The sequence below is a fragment of the Pseudomonas sp. SDT291_1_S447 genome, from assembly GCF_054070155.1.
In genome coordinates this window covers 1-17,170 of the sequence record NZ_JBSVXS010000060.1, presented here as the reverse complement: position 1 = coordinate 17,170, position 17,170 = coordinate 1, and the positions used below count along the sequence as shown (strand labels likewise).

Here is a 17,170-nt window from a genome sequence, read left to right as displayed (position 1 = left end):
GCGAGCAAGCTCGCTCCCACATTGGATCTGTGATCGACACAAACCCCCTGTGGGAGCGAGCTTGCTCGCGAAGGCATCAGACCCGACAACACGTCTGCAAAAATATTTTCGGATTTGTGGTGAGGTAAACCCGAGCCCCATCCGTGTAGTGACTGAAACTGCGATTCATTCGCATCCGTTGCGGTTCTACACAGGTCATTGAGTCATGAAGTCCAGGGCAAAATCGGGTTCGGTCAAACAGTGGTTGGGCGTGTCGGCATTGAGTTTTTCGGCATTGGCATTGCTGCCGATAAGCGTGTCTCTGGCCGCTGAAACCGCCAGCAGCCAAGCGCAAAAGCAGTTCAATTTTTCCCTGGCCGCCAAACCGCTGCCGCAAGCCTTGAGCGACTTCAGCCGCGTCACCGGGCAGAGCGTGGTCTACACCGACGAAGCGCCGTACGGCCTCACCGCACCGGCGGTCAATGGCCAGATGAGTGCCGAACAGGCGCTGCAACGCCTGCTCAGCGGTTCCCGCCTCAACTTCCGTCGCACCGATAGCCACACGCTGGCACTGGAACCCAAACCCACCGAAGGCGCGTTGAACCTCGGCGCCACCACCATCACCTCGACCCGCGACGAATCGATGAGCTATCAACCACCGGAAACCAGTTCGGTGATGCGTTCCTCAGCGTCGTTGCAGGAAGTCCCGCAGACCGTCAACGTCATCCCGGCGCAAGTCATCCGCGATCAGGCGCCGCGCAATCTCGATGACGCGCTGGCCAATGTCAGCGGCATTACCCAAGGCAACACCTTGGGCAGCACTCAGGATTCGGTGATGACCCGCGGTTTCGGTGACAACCGCAACGGCTCGATCATGCGCGACGGCATGCCGATCGTGCAGGGCCGTGGCATGAACGCCACGGTTGATCGCGTCGAAGTGCTCAAAGGCCCGGCCTCTTTGCTGTACGGCATTCAAGACCCCGGTGGTGTGGTCAACATGGTCAGCAAGAAGCCCGAACTGACGCAATACAATGCGCTGACCTTGCGTGGTTCGACCTACGGCGACGGCAAGAACGGCAGCGGCGGCACCTTCGACAGCACCGGCCCGTTGGGCGATTCCGGGCTGGCCTACCGCATGGTGCTCGATCACGAAGACGAAGATTACTGGCGCAACTTCGGCACCCACCGTGAAACCCTGATCGCCCCGTCGCTGGCCTGGTTCGGCGAGAGCACCAAGCTGTTGTTCGCCTACGAGCACCGTGAATTTCTCACGCCGTTCGACCGTGGCACGCTGATCGATCCGCGCACCAATCACCCGCTGGACATCTCGCGCAAGGAGCGTCTGGACGAGCCGTTCAACAACATGGAAGGCCGCTCGGATCTGTACCACTTTGAAGCTGATCACGAGCTCAACGACGACTGGAAAGCGCACTTCGGTTACAGCTGGAACCGCGAAACCTACGACGCCAGCCAAGTTCGCGTGACGGCCATCGACACCAACAAGGGCACGCTGACCCGCAGCATGGACGGCACCCAGAACGCGATCAGCACCGACCGTTTCACCACCGCCAGTCTCGAAGGCAAGGTCAAGGTGCTGGGCATGCAGCATGATCTGGTGTTCGGCGTCGATGACGAGTACCGCAAGATCTACCGCGAGGACTTGATCCGGCAGAAAAGCCTGACCACGTTCAGCTACCTCAATCCGGTGTATGGCCGCGAAGTCGCCGGCACGACCGTCAGCGCCCCCGACAGCGCGCAGACCGATGAACTGCGCAGCGATTCGGTGTTCATGCAGGACTCGATTCACCTCAACGACCAGTGGATTCTGGTCGCCGGCGGGCGCTTCCAGGAATACGACCAGTACGCCGGCAAAGGCGTGCCGTTCAAGGCCAACACCGACAGCAACGGGCAGAAGTGGGTGCCGCGCGCCGGTCTGGTGTATCGCTACACCGATGCCTTGTCGTTTTACGGCAGCTACACCGAATCGTTCAAACCCAACTCGACCATCGCCCCGCTGAGCGGCAGCAGCACCGTGCTCGACGGCAGCATCGCGCCGGAAGAAGCCAAGTCATGGGAGCTGGGTGCGCGCCTGGATCTGCCGGGGCGCGTCACTGGCAACATTGCGTTGTTCGACATCAAAAAACGTAATGTGCTGGTGGCCAATTCCGAAGGCCCGACGACGATCTACAGCGCGGCCGGCGAGGTGCGTTCGCGCGGTCTGGAAATGGACCTGACCGGTCAGTTGAGCGATCACTGGAGCATGATCGGCAGCTACGCCTATACCGATGCCGAAGTGACCGAAGACCCGGACTACAAAGGCAAGCGCCTGCAAAACGTGGCGAAGAATTCCGGCTCGTTGTCGGCGGTGTATGACTTCGGCAGTGTGATCGGTGGTGACCAGTTGCGCGTGGGGGCTGGAGCGCGTTATGTCGGTGAGCGTGCCGGTAATGCGGTGAATGATTTTGATCTGCCGAGCTATACCGTGGCGGATGCGTTTGCCACTTACGACACCAGGGTTGAGGGGCAGAAGGTCAAGTTTCAGCTCAATGTGAAGAACCTGTTTGACCGCACGTATTACACCTCGGCGGCGAGCCGGTTCTTTGTGTCGATGGGGGATTCGCGGCAGGTGTCGCTGTCCAGCACGTTGGAGTTTTAAGGCAAGATCAAAAGCCCCTCACCCTAACCCTCTCCCCGAGGGAGAGGGGACTGACCGTGGGATATTCGAGAGATACACCGACCTGAAAGTAATGCTTGGAATCCATAATCGACTCGATCATTCAGGTCGATGTACAACGCCAGACACCGCGGTCGGCTCCCTCTCTTTGGGGGAGAGGGGACTGACCGGGGGATATTCCTGAGGTACACCGACTTGAACGTGATGCTTTGAATCCATAATCGATTCGGTGTTTCAGGTCGACGTACAGCGCCAGACACCTCGGTCGGCCCCCTCTACCTCTGGGAGAGGGCTGGGGTGAGGGGAGAAGGGCTCAACGCAAAAACGCCTGCCGATACTCTCCCGGCGTCCCGCCCAACACCTGCTTGAACCGATTAGTGAAATGACTCGCGCTGGCAAACCCGCACGCCAGCGCAATCTCACCCAACGGCAACGCCGTCCCGCGCAACAACTCCCGCGCCCGGCTCAAGCGCCGCGCCAGCACGTATTGATGCGGCGGTAAGCCGAAACTCGTCCGGAACATCCGCGCAAAGTGGTATTCCGACAGCGCGCACAACCCGGCCAGTTGCCCCAGGCTGATCGGCTCGGCCAACTGAGTGTCGATGAACTCCACCAATTGCCGCCGCTGGTGTGGCGCCAATCCACCCTTCAACCGCAAACCCTGACGCGCACCCACTTGGCTGAGCAAGGTGTGGCTGATCAATTCATGGGCGAGGCTGCTGGTCAGCAAACGTTCGGCGGGTTCGTCCCAATTCAGCGTCAGCAACCGACGGAAGCATTGCGCCTGTTGCGGATCTTCGAGAAACGTCTGCTCGCGCAATTGCATCTCACGGGGTTCGCGATCAAGCAGCGTGACGCAACCGAGGGCAAATTGTTCGGCGCTGAAATACAGGTGAGCCAAGCGGATATCGCCGTTGATCACCCAGCCTGACTCATGATCGGCCGGCAGGATGCACAACTTGTCCGGCCCGCCTTTTTGACCGGGTTGATCGCGACGGAATGTGCCGGTACCACCGGCGATGTAGCAGGACAGCGTGTGGTGGCTCGGCGCTTCATAGTCCTGCGCATCGTGGTGGTTGGTCCACAAAGCGGCAGACAAGCCGTCGCCTAGCTCGGCGCTGTGCACAAGGCGTGCGTTGGGCGAGCTGTTTAACGCTTGAAAGACTTGCAGGGTATCGATGGCGGCCATGGTCGGTTCTCTTCAACGCCTTGCATCCTACTCCGTAGACGTCGCGCTGCCAGCCTGCCGCCAGACAAAAGCGCAAGAATCTGCAAGCGCACAAGCCTGACCGGACGGACACTCAAGGCCTACCGAGGAGTGTGTGCCATGAACCTGTCGTTGTATTTGTTGACCGTGCTGATTTGGGGCACCACCTGGATTGCCTTGAAATGGCAACTGGGCGTGGTGGCTATTCCGGTGTCGATCGTCTATCGCTTCGGCCTCGCCGCGCTGGTTCTGTTTGCGTTGTTGCTGCTCAGCCGTCGGCTGCAACCGATGAATCGTCGCGGGCACCTCATCTGTGTGGCGCAGGGGTTGTGTCTGTTCTGCGTCAACTTCATGTGCTTCCTGACCGCCAGTCAGTGGATCCCCAGCGGTCTGGTCGCGGTGGTGTTTTCTACCGCAACGCTGTGGAACGCGCTGAATGCGCGGGTGTTCTTTGGCCAGCGCATCGCACGCAATGTGCTGATGGGCGGTGCGCTGGGGCTGTTCGGGTTGGGCATGTTGTTCTGGCCGGAACTGGCCGGGCATCAGGCCAGCCCGCAAACCTTGCTTGGTCTCGGCCTGGCGTTGTGCGGCACCTTGTGTTTCTCGGCGGGCAACATGCTTTCGAGCCTGCAACAGAAGGCCGGTCTCAAACCGCTGACCACCAACGCCTGGGGCATGGCCTATGGCGCGGCGATGCTGTCGGTGTGGTGCCTGGTCAAGGGCATTCCGTTCGACATGGATTGGAGTCCGCGTTATGTCGGTGCGTTGCTGTATTTGGTAATCCCGGGTTCAGTGATCGGTTTCACCGCGTATCTGACGCTGGTCGGACGCATGGGCCCGGAGCGGGCGGCTTACTGCACCGTGCTGTTCCCGATCGTTGCGCTGAACGTCTCGGCATTTGCTGAAGGTTACCAATGGACAGCGCCGGCGCTGGTCGGTCTGGTGTTAGTGATGCTGGGCAACGTACTGGTGTTTCGTAAACCGAAATCGGTGGTGGCGCCGGTACAGGGAAAGTTGGCTTGAAATAAACGAGCGCTGAACTTCAGCGCTCGATTTTCAAGGTGATATAAATCATCACCGGGAAGATGAAATCAACGATATGTCGCGCCCAGTCCTTGGCATTCCATGATTGCGAAGTGTCCATGTCAAACCATTCCACTCCAACTGTTTGCAGGCAGACGTAATAAATGAAAATGGCCGCCAGTATGCCCATGATCGAAAACTTCTTCGCCTCGTGGAATATTTCTGCGGGGGCGTTGATGTTGCGATACAGCTGATAGGTGCCGATCAGGCACAACACGGTATACGTGACTTCCAATGTGATGATGAACCAGTAGATCCGGTGATGAATCATCGGTGATTCAATGGCTCGGTACTTGATGGTTTCACTGGCGGTGGTGGTGTCCATGCTCAGGATGTGCGCCACGTAAGTGTAGTTTGAGTCATAGTCGGTGAAGTTATGGATCATCACCAGCACGCCAAAGAAGCTGATGTAAGCCATTAATATGACTTTGCTGTAACGGATAAGTTTGTCGGTTGTCAGGGCGTTCAAGGTTTTTGCTCTCCATAGCGCTTGTCGATAATTCGATGGCCAGGCAGAGCTTATAATGCTGTTGTTTAATTTTGTTTGTTGTTCGATTTCAAATTGTGTATTGGCGTAACTAACGGGCAAGTGCAGTGGTGCACTTGCCCGTATTCTTTTATCCGCGCCAGACTTGCGGGTTGACCAGATCCTGCGGACGTTCGCCGAGCAGGGCGCTGCGCAGGTTGGCCAGTGCACGATTGGCCATGGCTTCGCGGGTTTCATTCGTCGCCGAGCCGATGTGCGGCAGGGTCACGGCGTTACTCAACTGGAACAGCGGCGATTCGGCCAGCGGTTCTTTTTCGTAAACGTCGAGGCCGGCACCACGAATGCGCTTGTTCTGCAGGGCTTCGATCAGGGCCGGTTCATCGACCACCGGGCCACGAGAGATGTTCACCAGGATGGCGTCCGGTTTCATCAGGGCCAGTTCGCGATGGCTGATCAGGTGGCGGGTCTTGTCGCTGAGCGGCACCACCAGGCAGACGAAATCGGCTTCGGCGAGCAGTTGATCGAGGCTGCGAAATTGCGCGCCGAGTTCTTGTTCCAGGTCGGTCTTGCGGCTGTTGCCGCTGTAGATGATCGGCATGTTGAAACCGAAGCGGCCACGGCGGGCGACGGCGGCGCCGATGTTGCCCATGCCGACGATGCCGAGGGTTTTGCCGTGGACGTCGCAGCCGAACAGCGGGGCGCCGACGCTGGCTTGCCATTGCCCGGCCTTGGTCCAGGCGTCGAGTTCGGCGACGCGGCGGGCGCTGCTCATGATCAGGGTGAAGGCGAGGTCGGCGGTGCTTTCGGTGAGCACATCCGGGGTGTTGGTGAGCATGATTCCGCGTTGGTTGAAGTAGTCGAGGTCGTAGTTGTCGTAGCCGACGGAGACGCTGGAGACTACTTCGAGTTTTGTCGCGGTTTCGAGTTGGGCCTGGCCGAGTTTGCGGCCGACGCCGATGAGGCCGTGGGCGTGGGGCAGGGCTTCGTTGAATTGGGCGTTGATGTCGCCGGCTTTTGGGTTGGGGACGATGACGTCGAACTCTTGCTGCAGGCGTTCGATCATGGGCGGGGTTATGCGGCTGAAGGCCAGGACAGTTTTTTTCATCGTTTTTGGCTCTTGTTCGGGCTTGATACCAAGCACGCTAACATTTCTGGCTTGGGGTTGTCTTGGCGGCTTGTGCGCCGATCTGCCTCTCGGGCTTTTGGGCCAATCTACGGTTTTTCGGGGGGCGGCTCCGTGTTCATCCCGAGTCTCTCCTAGTGTTGCTGTTCTAAACGTGCGCTGAACTTTTGATGACTTCGCTTATAACAAAAAAGATCGTCGATAAAGGCTTTTATTGCGAATAGATCTCTAAGACTGTCAGTTCTGACAGGTGCGGGTAAAACATAATAATGGCAGTCTTTTATTTCGTATTTTCCGCGACAGTCAACTTTGATAAAAGGACTTCTCATGAAAAATGAATTTTTTCTGTTTTCAAACAAACAGAAAAATGTGAGCGGTACGGCCAATGTTCTCATTGATAGTCTTGCACCTTTCAACGGCGTGGTTGAAACCTTCGCAACGAATGGTGAGGAAGTTTACGTTAATGCACGTCAGCAATTTGATGTCACGCGATCAGGGTCTCTGACGTTCAGGTTTAAGGCTGATATCACTAATGGTAAGCATGATTATGAGGCTGATTCAGGGCTGTCTATTTTTTATAGTTTGGTCGAAAAGTCCGATGACTGGACAAAAATCACGCCGTATCCGGCTGTTTATGGCAGTGGAGCTGTAACTGTGAGTTTCGACTATGCTAAAGGTACATTGGCAGTGGGGTTTGACTTGGAAGTTCAAAACCATTCAACAGAGCCAAAGTTAAAAGCGATTGGTGCATTCAGAGATGTTTCAGGTCTTGAGCATGTTAAGAAATAACACGACTCTATTTTTATTCAATCAATGTTTTTTTGAGCGATCGCCGTCCATCGGGACGTCCACGTTTATCGATAGATGTGGACGTCCCGCGCTGGACTCAGGCTGCTCCTAAGGATTAGCGATGCGTGGCGGGCAGTGTCACTTCCACATTATCCAGCACGCGATTCACCGCCAGTTCGGCGAGCATGATGATCTGCTGAATCGCCAGAATCGTGCGCCGTTGCGGCAGGTCGATGTAGGCGGCGATGTCGCTGGTCATGAGGCTGGCCTGGGCCAGTGATTCGCAGGCGTGGACCAGCAGGCTTTCGCTGTCCTGTTCCGGGGCGACCTGGAACATGGTGCTGGGTTTGTGGAAACGCAGGGTGAGTGCGTTGGGTTTGAGGTAGTGGTCGAGGGCGCGGTCGGCGGCTTCGTGGAATTTCTTTGAACCGGGGAATTCGTAGGGGGTGGTGTTCTCCGCTTCGGGCGGATTGGGGCTGTGTTTGATCATGGCAAATATCCTTTTAAGAAAATGGAGCTGCCATGTTTCGTTTTCCAGGCGAAAGGGGTGGCAGCTGTACGCGGACTGGAAAAACCGGCAAAGGATCAAACCCGGCAGACCCGAAGGTCTCCCACGTACAGCCGCCATAACAAAACTTCGGCGCCGAAAAAGCGCGGCATTATGTCATGTGCTGTGATCCTGCGGGTTTTCCAGACCCGGTCGCTGATGCGTCAGCGACACCCAAATCCTAGCCACCGCACTTCCGACGGACAACCGTCAAAACCTGTCGGAAAGATCCACGAAATCCCCGTTTCTGTAGGCTCGGCCGTAGGCTGCGATTAAACATCAAGATCAAAAGATCGCAGCCTGCGGCAGCTCCCACAGGGTTCGTGGTGTGTTGAAAATCAGTTAGCGACGCGCACGCCGGCAAGGCTGCCGCTTAATTCGTAAGCCGCCAATTCCGCCTGATGCGCCGCCAAAATCTCCGGCAACGACCCGCGCAAATACTCAACCCACGTCTTGATCTTCGCATCCAGATATTGCCGCGACGGGTAGATCGCATACAGGTTCAGCTCTTGCGAGCGGTAGTTCGGCATCACCCGCACCAGCGTGCCGTTGCGCAAGCCTTCGATCGCCGCATACACCGGCAACACGCCCACGCCCATGCCGCTGGTGATCGCGGTTTTCATCGCGTCGGCGGAGTTCACCAGAAACGGCGAGCTGTTGATGGTGACCATTTCCTGGCCTTCCGGGCCGTCGAAGGCCCATTTTTCCAGGGGGATCACCGGGCTGACCAAGCGCAGGCAGGCATGGTTGAGCAGGTCGCTGGGCTTTTGCGCGGCGCCGTTGGCTTTCACGTAGGCGGGGGATGCGCAGACGATGCTGTAGGTGATGCCAAGGCGTTGCGAGACAAAACCCGAGTCCGGCAATTCGCTGGCGAGCACGATGGACACGTCGTAGCCCTCGTCGAGCAGGTCCGGCACGCGGTTGGCCAGGGTCAGGTCGAAGGTGACGTCCGGGTGGGTCTTGCGGTAGCGGGCGATGGCGTCGATGACGAAGTGCTGGCCGATGCCGGTCATGGTGTGCACTTTCAGTTGCCCGGCCGGGCGCGCGTGGGCGTCGCTGGCTTCGGCTTCGGCCTCTTCGACATAGGCCAGGATCTGCTCGCAGCGCAGCAGGTAGCGTTTGCCCGCTTCGGTCAGGGCAATGCGCCGCGTGGTGCGGTTGAGCAAGCGGGTTTGCAGGTGGGCTTCCAGGTTGGAGACCGCGCGCGAGACGTTGGCGGTGGTGGTGTCGAGTTGCACGGCGGCGGCGGTGAAGCTGCCGGCTTCGGCGACACAACTGAAGGCGCGCATGTTTTGCAAAGTGTCCATGGGGTGCTCTCAAGGGAGATGGCAAATTGTGACACGAAGTTTCAGGGGCGAGACCCCCGACCAAGGGATTATCTCGTTAACCGTAACAAAGATTCACAGAAATCCCAGCTTATCGCCGTACAGGGCGTTCCATAGAATTGCGCCGATCCAATGGAGGAGCTGCCGCAGGCTGCGATCTTTTGATTTTGTTTTAAGGGAATCAAGGTCAACAGATCGCAGCCTGCGGCAGCTCCTACAGCAAACAAGCCCCGCCTTATCCTCTTCTCAGGAATTCGCAGCTGTGCCGCGTCGCATCAACAGAGCGCTTTTGCCGCTCAGTGTTCTGGCTTTTACCCTGGGTCTTGGCGGCTGCATCTCAACGGACGGAATTGCCCCACAGGGCATGGCAATGGAAGCCAATACGCTGGCCACCGACGACGCTATCGCCCACGCTGCCCGTGACGCTAACTGGCCCACCGCGCAATGGTGGCAAGCCTACGGCGACCCGCAACTCAATCGCTGGATTGACCTCGCCGTGAAGGGCAGCCCGAGCATGGCCATGGCCGCCGCGCGAGTGCGACAGGCCAAAGCCATGGCCGGCGTCGCCGAGGCGGCCGAGTCGTTGCAGATCAATGGCGAGTCGACACTCAAGCGCCATAACTGGCCGACCGATCAGTTCTACGGCCCGGGCGATCTGGCCAACACCACGACCTGGGACAACAACGCCGCGCTGGGTTTCAGCTACGCCCTCGACCTCTGGGGCCGAGAAAGCAATGCCAGTGAGCGGGCGGTGGATCTGGCGCACATGAGCGCCGCTGAGGCGCGATTGGCGCAGCTCGAATTGCAGAACAACATCGTCCGCGCCTACATCGAACTGTCGCTGCATTACGCCCAGCGCGACATCGTCGCGGCGACGCTCAAGCAGCAGCAACAGATTCTCGATCTGGCACAGAAGCGTTTGAACGGCGGGATCGGCACGCATTTCGAAGTCAGTCAGGCGGAAACGCCGCTGCCGGAAACCCATCGGCAAATCGATGCGCTGGATGAGGAAATTGCCCTCAGTCGCAATCAACTTGCAGCGCTGGCGGGGAAAGGGCCGGGGGAGGGCGCGCAGTTGCAGCGTCCGACCCTGTCCCTTGGTGCTGCGTTGAAACTGCCGTCGGCATTGCCAGCCGAGCTGCTCGGTCAGCGTCCGGACGTGGTCGCCAGTCGCTGGCAAGTGGCGGCGCAGGCGCGCGGGATTGATGTCGCGCATGCCGGGTTTTATCCCAACGTCGATCTGGTCGGCAGCCTCGGCTACATGGCCACCGGCGGTGGCGCGCTGGAGTTTTTGACCGGCAAGAAACTCAACTACAACGTCGGCCCGGCGATCTCATTGCCAATCTTCGACGGTGGTCGATTGCGCTCAGAGCTGGGTGAAGCCTCCGCCGGTTACGACATCGCTGTCGCGCATTACAACCAGACGCTGGTGAATGCGCTGAAGAATATCTCCGACCAGTTGATCCGCCGCGAGTCGATGGACAAACAGCAAGGTTTTGCCGCCGAGTCGGTGGCCACGGCGCAGAAGACCTACGACATCGCGATGATCGCGTATCAGCGCGGCCTCACCGATTACCTCAACGTGCTCAATGCGCAGACGTTGCTGTTCAAGCAGCAGCAGGTGCAGCAGCAGGTGCAGGCGGCGCGATTGAGTGCGCATGCCGAGTTGGTAACTGCGCTGGGCGGTGGCCTCGGCGCTGGCAACGATGTGCCGACTGCCGAGAAAACCCAGGCCCCGAAAACCCCGATGCTCCTGCGTTGAACACACAACCCATTGTAGGAGTGAGCCTGCTCGCGATGAGGGCCTGTCAGTCTGCATTTATGTTGGCTGACACACCGCTATCGCGAGCAGGCTCACTCCTACAGGGACCGCGTCTTGCCTGAATCCATGAGCACAATTAAATGACTCCCTTGCCCGCAGCTCTGCGCTGGCTCTACTCCCTGGAATGGCGCCGTGGTTTTTTCGACTGGGCGCGCAGCGATGGCGTGACCTGGGTCTACATCTTCAAGGTGCTGATCGCGGCATTCCTCACCCTGTGGCTGGCCATGCGCCTGGAATTGCCGCAGCCGCGCACGGCGATGATCACCGTGTTCATCGTCATGCAGCCGCAGAGCGGCCAGGTGTTCGCCAAGAGTTTCTATCGCTTCCTCGGCACGCTGGCCGGGTCGGCGATGATGGTCACGCTGATTGCGTTATTTGCGCAGAACACTGAGCTGTTCCTCGGCTCGCTGGCGATCTGGGTCGGCATCTGCTCGGCCGGTGCCGCGCGTTGCCGCAACTTCCGTGCTTACGGTTTTGTCCTCGCTGGCTATACAGCCGCGATGGTCGGGCTGCCGGCGCTGGCGCACCCGGATGGAGCGTTCATGGCGGCGGTGTGGCGGGTGCTGGAGATCTCGCTAGGGATTCTCTGCTCGACTCTGGTCAGCGCCGCGATCCTGCCGCAAACCGCCAGCGCCGCCATGCGCAACGCCTTGTATCAGCGCTTCGGCGTGTTCGCGCTGTTCGTCACCGATGGCCTGCGCGGACGCAGCAAGGCCGAGTCTTTCGAGGCGAGCAATGTGCGCTTCATTGCTGAGGCCGTGGGGCTGGAAGGGCTGCGCAGCGTGACCGTATTCGAAGACCCGCACATGCGTCGGCGCAACGGCCGACTGAGCCGTTTGAACAGCGAATTCATGGGCATCACCACACGTTTTAACGCCTTGCATCAGTTGCTTGAACGCTTGCGTGGCAATGGCGAAGAACATGTGGTCGCGGCGATCAGACCGGGCCTGCAGGATCTCGCCGAAGTGCTCGATGGCTTCAGCGGCCGCGCTCTGACCAGCCCTGATGCCGCCCGTTTGGCGACGGCATTGGCATCCTACAAGGAAGGCCTGCCGTCACGCGTGCGAAGCTTGCGCGCCATCTTCCAGGAAACCGATCCGAGCGACGCCGAACAACTGGATTTCCACACCGCGTACGAATTGCTCTATCGCTTCGTCGATGATTTGCACAGTTATGCACAGACCCACGCATCCTTGGCCGATCACCGCCACGAACGCGAGCGCTGGGACGAGCCGTTCACCCCGCAAACCAATTGGTGGGCAGCCGCTGCGTCGGGCATTCGCGCTTCGTTCATTCTCATCGTGCTGGGCAGTTATTGGGTCGCTACCGCTTGGCCAAGCGGCGCGACGATGACCCTGATTGCGGCCGCCACCGTGGGCCTCTCCGCCGCCACACCGAACCCGAAACGCATGGCATTCCAAATGGCTTGCGGCACCTTCCTCGGCGCCCTGATCGGCTTCGTCGAGATGTTTTTCATCTTCCCGTGGATCGATGGCTTTCCGTTGCTGTGCGTGATGCTCGCACCGGTAATCGTGCTCGGTTCGTTCCTCACCTCGCGCCCGCAATACGCCGGGGTCGGCCTCGGTCTGCTGATCTTCTTCAGCACCGGATCGGTGCCGGACAACCTGACCATTTACAACCCGTACACCTTTATCAACGACTACATCGCCATGGTCATGGGCATGCTGGTCTGTGCCGCTGCCGGGGCGATTATTCTGCCGCCGAACAGTCGCTGGCTGTGGAAGCGTCTGGAGCAGGATCTGCGCGGCCAAGTGGTCTACGCGATCAGCGGCAAACTCAAAGGCCTGGCGTCGAGTTTCGAGAGCCGCACACGTGATCTCTTGCATCAGGCTTATGGCCTCGCGGCCGGTCAGCCGAAGGTGCAGAAGAACCTGCTGCGCTGGATGTTCGTGGTCCTGGAAGTCGGCCACGCGATCATCGAGCTGCGCAAGGAGCAGGCGATTTTGCCGGTGCACCCGGCCTATGCCGAATCGCAGCCGTGGCGCCAGGCGATCCGCGTGATGGGCCGCGCGCTGGTGCGGCTGTTTCTGCAACCGAACGGTAGCAATCTCGAACGTGCGCTGGTGGCGGTCGACCACGCAATCAGTCGCGTAGCGGCCACTGACGAACCGTTCGCCCCACACTTCGATACCTCGGCGTTGCGTCGGGTGAAGAGCTATCTGCACTTCATCCGCACTTCGCTGCTCGACCCGCAATCACCGCTCGCTGCCTACGCCATCGCCAAGCCCGAAGGACTTGCCCATGCCTCGTGAAATCGCCTTCCACGGCGTGTACATGCCGACCATGACCCTGATGTTTTTCATCGCTGCGGCACTGGCCTGGGCGGTGGATCGTTTTTTGTCCGGGTTCGATCTGTACCGCTTTTTCTGGCACCCGGCGCTGCTGCGTCTGAGTCTGTTTACCTGTCTGTTCGGCGCCATGGCGCTGACTGTCTACCGTTGAGAACGATCTGATGAAAAAGTTTTTCAGCCTGCTCGCGACCCTGCTGGTGCTGGCCCTGGCGCTGTGGATCGGCCGCACGTTGTGGGAGCACTACATGAACACGCCGTGGACCCGCGACGGCCGGGTTCGCGCCGATATCATCAACGTCGCAGCCGACGTCACTGGCGAAGTGATCGATGTGCCGGTGCGCGACAACCAACTGGTGAAGAAGGGCGATTTGCTGATGCAGATCGACCCCGAGCATTACCGCATCGCAGTGAAACAGGCGCAGTCGCTGGTCGCCTCGCGCAAGTCGACGTGGGAGATGCGCAAGGTCAACGCCCATCGCCGCGCCGATCTGGACAACCTGGTGATCTCCAAGGAAAACCGCGACGACGCCAGCAACATCGCCGACGCCGCACTGGCCGATTATCAACATGCGCAAGCGCAACTGGAAGCGGCCGAACTCAACCTGAAACGCACCGAAGTGCGTGCGGCCGTCGACGGCTACGTGACCAACCTCAACGTGCATCGCGGTGATTACGCGCGTATCGGCGAGGCGAAAATGGCCGTGGTCGACATGAATTCGTTCTGGGTTTACGGCTTCTTCGAAGAGACCAAACTGCCTCACGTGAAAGTGGGCGACAAGGCCGATATGCAGTTGATGAGCGGCGAAGTCTTGAAGGGCCACGTGGAGAGCATCTCGCGCGGCATTTATGACCGCGACAACCCGGAAAGCCGCGAGCTGATCGCCGATGTGAACCCGACGTTCAACTGGGTGCGCCTGGCGCAGCGGGTGCCGGTGCGCATTCACATTGATGAAGTGCCGGAGGGTGTTTTGTTGGCGGCGGGGATTACTTGTACGGTTGTGGTGAGTCAGAGCGCTGTGGATAACTGATGGATCGAGTCGTCTGCATCGCGAGCAGGCTCACTCCTACACTGGATCTGTATCACACCGAAGATCCACTGTAGGAGCGAGCCTGCTCGCGATCGGGGTTATCGGTAGAACGTTTTGACCACCCGCAGTCCGGACTCGATGGTCTCATCGACGGTTAACCGTTTGTCTTCAATGAGGGTGACAATCCGCTGGTCATTGGCAATGTTTGCGTCAGGTTTTTTCAACTGAGCGGCGCGATTGATCACGATGTAAATCAATACATGATCACGGTTCCTGATGAATGGCAGGTCCATGGCATCGCCGATCGACTGACTCATGTAGGCATAACGCTCGGCGGACGTCAGACCCTTGAAGGTATCCGGATAATCCTGATAGATCTGGGCGGAGTAGCGGGCGACGTCCTCTGCTCGTTCTTCTGCGGCCAATGCCGCCTTGCTGGCGACCTGAGGGACGAGGTCGTTGTAGCGTTTGTCAGCCTCGGCAACCTGGCTCGGGGTCATCCGGGTTTTGAGTGTGGTGCCGATGGCGGCGTCCTCAGTATCGATGAGGAATTTGCTCCACGCGTAAGCTTCGGGCAGGTTGTCCTGTTTTTCGTACTGCTTGATCAGTTCCTTCTGGGCATCCGGATAACCGTGTTGCGATGAGCGCAGCAGCCAGCGCATGGCAAGTTTGGCATCTTTTTTCGCCCCGAGAGTGCCGGAACTGTACATATCGTACATGCCGTACTCCGCGCACCAGTCATTTTGCTTTGCCGCATAACCTGTGTAGTTGAAGACCAGGTCTTTGTTTTTGCTCAGGTCGCCGGACTGCATCACCATTCTGGACAGGTAGCAAAACGCCCGAGGGTGTTTCGGCGCTGCCATGACCAGGCAAGTTTGGGCGACATCGCGTGATCCGTCTTCGAACATCAGCAAACCTGTGCCAAACACAATGTCGCTGTCCATCTGCGGATTGCAGTATTCGTTTTCGGTGACGGCTGGCAAGAGCGCTTGCGCGGTCAATTTCGGCAGGGTGTCGTTGAGGGGCACTTCTTGAGTCGAACAGCCCGCCAGCCATGCGAGCAATGCCACAGGCAATACGTTGAGAACTTTCAAAAGTTGGTCCTGATCTGAAGTGAAGCGAACGCAGGGCGGCGTCAGGCAGACAAACAAAGCAGCGACGTTTCCGCAAAGAAAGGCCGGGGGAGGGGGATATCGGTGTTCAGCAATTCCCTTGCTTCGGTGCGTGCGCCAGCGATTCCATACGCTATCCGGTTCACTTGAAGCATTGGCTGCTTCAAGTGCGGCGCATTCTACGTTGATCGGCTGATTTGGCAATTTCACCGAAGTGAATCAGAGCTTCCCGCGCAGCCCGAAGCGCCTCATCAACGTCGACTCCAGCAAACCTTTCGGCAACAACGCCGCCAACAACGGCAACGCCCGGCTGCCATTGCCGATGCGGATCAACCTGGACGGTTTGTTCTGTTGCACGGCTTTCAGCAGCTCAGCAGCAAACTCCCTGGCCGGCGTCGGCTTGTCCTGCGACGCCTTGGCCCGCGCGCGAATGCCCTCACGCAGCGGAAACCATGGTGATTGTTCATTGATCAACTGCTCGGCTTCATGCCCGGCATTTTTGGCAAAACTCGATTGAATCGCCCCCGGCTGCACTTCCATCACGCGAATACCGAACGGTGCCAGCTCCATGCGCAAGGCATCGCTCAACGCATGCACTGCCGCCTTCGATGCGCAATAGGCACCAGCGAACGGTGTGACCAAAACCCCGGACACACTGCCGATATTCACCACCAGTCCCTTGGCCCGGCGCAATACAGGAAACAGTGCGCGGGTGACGCCGACGATCGAAAACACATTGGTTTCGAACTGGCGCTGCATGGCCGCCACACCGCCATCGAGCAGCGGCCCCATGGCGCCGTACCCCGCGTTGTTGATCAGCACATCGAGGCCGCCGTGTTGCTGGTTGATCCGCTCACCAAGTTGCTCCAGCGCCGCATTGTCGTTGACGTCGAGTTGCACGGCGGTGAACCCGGCTGATGCCAGCAACGCCACGTCTTCAGCCTTGCGCGCACTGGCCCAGACTTCGAAACCGGCGGCTTTGAACGCATCGGCGAGGGCGCGGCCGATGCCGCTGGAACAACCGGTAATCAACGCAACGGGCATGGCGCATTCCTTGTGCAAATAGAGTGGGGAAGGGGATCAGTCGGAGAAACTACCCTGCAAGCGCTCGGCGCGAAACTCCAGGGTTTGCGGGCGATAACCGGAGCGCAGCGGCGGCATGGGCAGGCAGTCTTCCCATTCGCCGCCGGCCTGCAGTTCGCCGGGGCCGCGATAGCGCGGGGCGGTGTATTGGTTGTCGGCCAGATTGACCGTGTCGCCCGGCGCATAGGCTGCGATGCGCCAGCGCAGTTCGGTCAGGGGCACGTCGTTGGCGTTTTTCATTTTCAGTTGCAGCGGACGATCGGCCGGGCATTGTTCCGGGGCGTAAGCGATACGCATCTCAAGACGCGCCAGTTGCTTGACCTCGCGGTTGTCCAGCCACACCACCCACATGGCCACAAAACCCAGGCCAATCGCCGCCGCCACTGAAACCGGCAAGGCCTTGGCCGGGTAGCGCAACAGCAGGATCAACCAGGTGATGACCAGCAGAATGCCGATGAACATGCGCACAACCTCGACGAGAGAGAGGGTCATCCTACCTAAGCGTAGGTGAGGTTGGCGATGGGCATCGGGACTTGCGGTGTCTGACCGAGCCTCTTCGCGAGCAGGCTCGCTCCCACAGGGGAATGCATTTCAAGTGT

15 protein-coding genes are annotated in these 17,170 nt (G+C 59.0%); 7 read left to right on the top strand and 8 right to left on the bottom strand.

Features of this window, described 5'->3' with window-relative positions; all coding sequences use genetic code 11:
* The first annotated feature begins 205 nt into the window (after positions 1–205).
* Positions 206–2,635, top strand: a complete 2,430-nt coding sequence (locus ACW9IR_RS18380) for a TonB-dependent siderophore receptor (protein WP_457464543.1) — start codon at positions 206–208, stop codon at positions 2,633–2,635.
* 331 nt (positions 2,636–2,966) lie between these two features.
* Here ACW9IR_RS18380 and ACW9IR_RS18375 read toward each other — a convergent pair whose 3' ends face one another.
* On the bottom strand, positions 2,967–3,842 hold the full coding sequence (locus ACW9IR_RS18375; protein ID WP_457464541.1) for a helix-turn-helix domain-containing protein: 876 nt from the start codon (positions 3,840–3,842) through the stop codon (positions 2,967–2,969).
* A gap of 138 nt (positions 3,843–3,980) precedes the next feature.
* Here ACW9IR_RS18375 and ACW9IR_RS18370 point away from each other — a divergent pair, with 138 nt between their 5' ends.
* On the top strand, positions 3,981–4,883 hold the full coding sequence (locus tag ACW9IR_RS18370; RefSeq protein WP_457464539.1) for a DMT family transporter: 903 nt from the start codon (positions 3,981–3,983) through the stop codon (positions 4,881–4,883).
* Between the two features lie 19 nt (positions 4,884–4,902).
* On the opposite strand, the gene ACW9IR_RS18365 is transcribed toward ACW9IR_RS18370, so the two are convergent.
* Both ACW9IR_RS18365 and ACW9IR_RS18360 read right to left on the bottom strand, forming a co-directional pair.
* Positions 4,903–5,412 carry a DUF2165 family protein gene (locus ACW9IR_RS18365; protein WP_457464537.1) on the bottom strand — a complete coding sequence of 170 codons (510 nt, stop codon included), beginning with the start codon at positions 5,410–5,412 and terminating at the stop codon, positions 4,903–4,905.
* Positions 5,413–5,560: 148 nt separating this feature from the next.
* Entirely contained in the window at positions 5,561–6,535 is a 975-nt protein-coding gene (locus ACW9IR_RS18360; RefSeq protein ID WP_457464535.1) for a 2-hydroxyacid dehydrogenase, read from the bottom strand.
* 345 nt (positions 6,536–6,880) lie between these two features.
* Here ACW9IR_RS18360 and ACW9IR_RS18355 point away from each other — a divergent pair, with 345 nt between their 5' ends.
* Entirely contained in the window at positions 6,881–7,342 is a 462-nt protein-coding gene (locus tag ACW9IR_RS18355) for a hypothetical protein (RefSeq protein ID WP_457464533.1), read from the top strand.
* A 115-nt stretch (positions 7,343–7,457) separates the two neighbouring features.
* Here ACW9IR_RS18355 and ACW9IR_RS18350 read toward each other — a convergent pair whose 3' ends face one another.
* Together ACW9IR_RS18350 and ACW9IR_RS18345 are read right to left on the bottom strand one after the other, a co-directional pair.
* Positions 7,458–7,832: a DUF6124 family protein gene (locus tag ACW9IR_RS18350; RefSeq protein WP_457464531.1), complete on the bottom strand. Its 375-nt coding sequence runs from the start codon at positions 7,830–7,832 to the stop codon at positions 7,458–7,460.
* A gap of 395 nt (positions 7,833–8,227) precedes the next feature.
* Positions 8,228–9,196, bottom strand: a complete 969-nt coding sequence (locus ACW9IR_RS18345; protein ID WP_102900633.1) for a LysR family transcriptional regulator — start codon at positions 9,194–9,196, stop codon at positions 8,228–8,230.
* A 280-nt stretch (positions 9,197–9,476) separates the two neighbouring features.
* On the opposite strand from ACW9IR_RS18345, the gene ACW9IR_RS18340 reads away from it, so the two are divergent.
* The 4 genes from ACW9IR_RS18340 to ACW9IR_RS18325 all read left to right on the top strand — a co-directional run bounded on the left by ACW9IR_RS18340 (position 9,477) and on the right by ACW9IR_RS18325 (position 14,376).
* Positions 9,477–10,976: an efflux transporter outer membrane subunit gene (locus ACW9IR_RS18340; protein ID WP_457464529.1), complete on the top strand. Its 1,500-nt coding sequence runs from the start codon at positions 9,477–9,479 to the stop codon at positions 10,974–10,976.
* A 140-nt stretch (positions 10,977–11,116) separates the two neighbouring features.
* On the top strand, positions 11,117–13,309 hold the full coding sequence (locus tag ACW9IR_RS18335) for an FUSC family protein (protein ID WP_457464527.1): 2,193 nt from the start codon (positions 11,117–11,119) through the stop codon (positions 13,307–13,309).
* Positions 13,299–13,499, top strand: coding sequence for a DUF1656 domain-containing protein (locus ACW9IR_RS18330; protein WP_007914106.1), 201 nt, complete (start codon positions 13,299–13,301; stop codon positions 13,497–13,499). The genes ACW9IR_RS18335 and ACW9IR_RS18330 overlap by 11 nt, the downstream gene beginning before the upstream one ends.
* A gap of 10 nt (positions 13,500–13,509) precedes the next feature.
* Positions 13,510–14,376, top strand: coding sequence for an efflux RND transporter periplasmic adaptor subunit (locus tag ACW9IR_RS18325; RefSeq protein WP_457464525.1), 867 nt, complete (start codon positions 13,510–13,512; stop codon positions 14,374–14,376).
* Between the two features lie 98 nt (positions 14,377–14,474).
* On the opposite strand, the gene ACW9IR_RS18320 is transcribed toward ACW9IR_RS18325, so the two are convergent.
* The 3 genes from ACW9IR_RS18320 to ACW9IR_RS18310 are packed head-to-tail and all read right to left on the bottom strand — an operon-like array spanning position 14,475 to position 17,033.
* Positions 14,475–15,698 carry a sel1 repeat family protein gene (locus ACW9IR_RS18320; protein ID WP_457464523.1) on the bottom strand — a complete coding sequence of 408 codons (1,224 nt, stop codon included), beginning with the start codon at positions 15,696–15,698 and terminating at the stop codon, positions 14,475–14,477.
* A 9-nt stretch (positions 15,699–15,707) separates the two neighbouring features.
* Complete coding sequence (locus ACW9IR_RS18315) at positions 15,708–16,532, bottom strand: SDR family oxidoreductase (protein WP_457464521.1); 825 nt, start codon at positions 16,530–16,532, stop codon at positions 15,708–15,710.
* A 36-nt stretch (positions 16,533–16,568) separates the two neighbouring features.
* Positions 16,569–17,033, bottom strand: coding sequence for a multidrug transporter (locus ACW9IR_RS18310; RefSeq protein ID WP_457464559.1), 465 nt, complete (start codon positions 17,031–17,033; stop codon positions 16,569–16,571).
* Positions 17,034–17,170: the final 137 nt, after the last annotated feature.

Bases quoted from the DNA above. Each gene is read 5' to 3' on its own strand.
- ACW9IR_RS18335 (WP_457464527.1), top strand. From the start codon at position 11,117: ATGACTCCCTTGCCCGCAGCTCTGCGCTGGCTCTACTCCCTGGAATGG.
- ACW9IR_RS18315 (WP_457464521.1), bottom strand. From the start codon at position 16,532: ATGCCCGTTGCGTTGATTACCGGTTGTTCCAGCGGCATCGGCCGCGCC.
- ACW9IR_RS18325 (WP_457464525.1), top strand. From the start codon at position 13,510: ATGAAAAAGTTTTTCAGCCTGCTCGCGACCCTGCTGGTGCTGGCCCTG.
- ACW9IR_RS18355 (WP_457464533.1), top strand. From the start codon at position 6,881: ATGAAAAATGAATTTTTTCTGTTTTCAAACAAACAGAAAAATGTGAGC.
- ACW9IR_RS18350 (WP_457464531.1), bottom strand. From the start codon at position 7,832: ATGATCAAACACAGCCCCAATCCGCCCGAAGCGGAGAACACCACCCCC.
- ACW9IR_RS18330 (WP_007914106.1), top strand. From the start codon at position 13,299: ATGCCTCGTGAAATCGCCTTCCACGGCGTGTACATGCCGACCATGACC.
- ACW9IR_RS18345 (WP_102900633.1), bottom strand. From the start codon at position 9,196: ATGGACACTTTGCAAAACATGCGCGCCTTCAGTTGTGTCGCCGAAGCC.
- ACW9IR_RS18370 (WP_457464539.1), top strand. From the start codon at position 3,981: ATGAACCTGTCGTTGTATTTGTTGACCGTGCTGATTTGGGGCACCACC.
- ACW9IR_RS18360 (WP_457464535.1), bottom strand. From the start codon at position 6,535: ATGAAAAAAACTGTCCTGGCCTTCAGCCGCATAACCCCGCCCATGATC.
- ACW9IR_RS18310 (WP_457464559.1), bottom strand. From the start codon at position 17,033: ATGTTCATCGGCATTCTGCTGGTCATCACCTGGTTGATCCTGCTGTTG.
- ACW9IR_RS18380 (WP_457464543.1), top strand. From the start codon at position 206: ATGAAGTCCAGGGCAAAATCGGGTTCGGTCAAACAGTGGTTGGGCGTG.
- ACW9IR_RS18375 (WP_457464541.1), bottom strand. From the start codon at position 3,842: ATGGCCGCCATCGATACCCTGCAAGTCTTTCAAGCGTTAAACAGCTCG.